This is a genomic window from Azospirillum sp. UFLA03-27 (genome assembly GCF_059803775.1).
The window spans coordinates 1-2493 of record NZ_JAUQTX010000445.1 but is presented as its reverse complement, the minus strand read 5'-3'; the positions used below and the strand labels follow the sequence as shown (position 1 = coordinate 2493).

The window sequence follows — 2493 nt, the reverse complement described above, 5'->3', positions numbered from 1 at the left end:
GTTATAGTCTCGTGGGCTCGGAGATGTGTATAAGAGACAGGGGTTAGGGAGGGGGCAATGCGCCGCCCCTACCAGACCACCGCCGGCAACGCCGCGACCTTCAGCGGCCCCAGGAACAGCCCGCGGTTCTGCAGGGTGACCGGGGCGGTCAGCACCGGCTCGCCGTTCGGCCCGGTGGGGCGGGCCAGCAGGCCCAGCATGGTGCGGGCCATCGCCAATTCCTTGGGCCGGAACATCCCCTGAAGCGCGTCCAGCACCGCCTGATACCCGCGCACCTCCGCCGTCAGCGCGGCCTGCGGCTGCAAGGCGGCATCCAGCGCCAGCGTGCCGTTCATCGCCAGCTTCAGCGGTCCCCAATCCACATTCAGCCCGTCGAGTTGGAGCGTGCCGCCGTCGCGGCTCCAGGCCGACAGGCTGGCCGGCTCCGGCTTGGGCGGCTGGCCGAGGACGCGCGCGGTCAGCAGGAGCCGTTGCACCTCGCGGCCCAGCGAGTCCGGCGCGCCCTCGGGCAGGGTGGCGCCGCGGGCTTCCAGCGTGACGGAGAGGCCGGTGTCGCTGTGGCTGGCCGGCGGCTCGGACGGCTGGCTGGCGGTCAGGTCCAGGGCGGCGATGGGAACAGGCAGGGACTCGGGCTGCGCCACCAGGTTGGTGAAGGCCAGCCGCGCCTCCACCGGCTGGCCGGTCAGGGTGAGGCCGACATGACCCCGGCCGCCGTCGCGGGCGATGAGTGTGAAGGGCGGCTGGCTGGGCTGCACCACCGTCACCCGCTGCTCGCCGGGCAGCGACAGGGCGATGCGCGTGTGGTTCCAGGGCGGCGCCTCCGCCACCAGCTTAGCGCCCCGCCATTCCACGTCGCGGGTGGCGAGGTGCGGCGCCTCCAGCGCGGCGCGGATGGTGAAGGGGTAGCCGCCGACGCTCAGCCCACCATGGGCCACCACGGTGCCCGCCGCTCGCTGCTCGTCCATCCAGGCAAGCACGCCGCGCTCCACCGCCGCTGCGGCTTGCCACCACCAGACCGAATAGGCGCCGGTCAGCAGGGCCAGGGCGAGAACGGCGAATCCCAAGATCTTCCCAACGCGCATCTGTGGCATTTCCGTTTTGTGGCACCCACCTTATAGCGGGCGGCCAGGGGCCGTGCTAGCATTCACCGTGTCGCCACCAGTCGGCGCACGCTGCATTACTTAAGGGTCATGCTGCTCGATACGCAATCGCCTGTTGCCGAGCTTCCGGTCATCGCACCGGCGCAGCGCACGGCATCATCCGCCTCTTCCTGGTCTGCCGACATCGCCGTGACGCCCGGCGCCGACCTCTGGGTCTTCGCCTACGGCTCGCTGATGTGGAACCCGGAGTTCCCCTTTCTGGAGCGCCATCCGGCGGTGCTGGGCGGCTACCACCGCCGCTTCTGCGTCTCCTCCCACCGCTACCGCGGCACGCCGGAGCGGCCGGGGCTGGTGCTGGGTCTGGACCGCGGCGGCTCCTGCCGGGGAATCGTCTTCCGCGTGGCGGCGGAGCGGGTGCCGGAGACGCTGGACTGTCTGTGGGACCGGGAGATGCTGAACCGCGTCTACCGGCCGAAGCTGCTGCCGGTGCGCCCGCGCGACGGCGGGGCGCCGGTCACTGCCTGCACCTTCGTCGTGGACCGCCGCCATCGGCAGTATTGCGGCTGCATGGACGAGACCGCCATGGCCGAGCGCATCGCCTGCTGCCGGGGCGAGCGCGGTCCGAACCTGGACTACCTCGCCAACACGGTCGCCCATCTGGAGGCCATCGGCATCCACGACCGCGGGCTGTGCAGCCTGCTGACCGCGGTGCGCGCGCGGATCGGCTGACGGGCAGAGGTCACGCCAACGCCGCCCTCAGGCTCACGTCCAGCGGCCGGACCGTGTAGCCCAGTTCCCGCATCGCCTTGCCGCTGTCGAACCCGCCGCCGCCCAGCGCCAGCCGGACTCCGGTGACCGGCGCGGTCGGTGGGCGGCGGGTCACATGGTCGGACAGCCATTCCTCCACCCGCGCGGCCCCCAGCGCCAGGGCGGGCGGTACGGGATAGCGACGGAGCGGCGGGCGCCCGCAAAGCCGGTCGATCCGCTGCGCCAGATCGCCCAGTCCGACGTCCGTGCCGCCCAGGATGTAGCGCTCCCCGATTCGTCCTCCCTCCATGGCCAGGATCATCCCCTGCGCCACGTCACGCACGTCCACGAGGTTCAGCACGCAATCCAGGATCAGCCGCGGCCCGCCGCGCCGGAACAGGCGCAGCATGGCGTTCGGCGGGGTGGGCAGCCGATCGCCGGGGCCGATGGGCGCCGTGGGGTTGACCACCACCACCGGCAGCCCCTGCGCCGCGGCGGCCAGCGCGTCCTTTTCCGCAAGATACTTGGACCGGCAGTAGGCACCGGCCAGCGCCTCCGGCCCCGGATCGGCGCTCTCGTCCAGCCGTTGGGGCGGCCGGCGGGGCGGCGGGTGGCCGATCATCACGGCTTCCGTCGAGCAATGGAG

The 2493-nt window shown here is 72.1% G+C and carries 3 protein-coding genes; 1 reads left to right on the top strand and 2 read right to left on the bottom strand.

Annotated elements, in window-relative coordinates; all coding sequences use genetic code 11:
• Positions 1 to 68 precede the first annotated feature (68 nt).
• On the bottom strand, positions 69 to 1082 hold the full coding sequence (locus Q4I23_RS32115; RefSeq protein WP_498528925.1) for a DUF2125 domain-containing protein: 1014 nt from the start codon (positions 1080 to 1082) through the stop codon (positions 69 to 71).
• Positions 1083 to 1190: 108 nt separating this feature from the next.
• Here Q4I23_RS32115 and Q4I23_RS32110 point away from each other — a divergent pair, with 108 nt between their 5' ends.
• Complete coding sequence (locus Q4I23_RS32110) at positions 1191 to 1829, top strand: gamma-glutamylcyclotransferase (protein ID WP_454017515.1); 639 nt, start codon at positions 1191 to 1193, stop codon at positions 1827 to 1829.
• 10 nt (positions 1830 to 1839) lie between these two features.
• On the opposite strand, the gene Q4I23_RS32105 is transcribed toward Q4I23_RS32110, so the two are convergent.
• The coding region (locus tag Q4I23_RS32105; RefSeq protein ID WP_498528924.1) for an NAD-dependent epimerase/dehydratase family protein at positions 1840 to 2493 on the bottom strand (654 nt) is incomplete at its 5' end.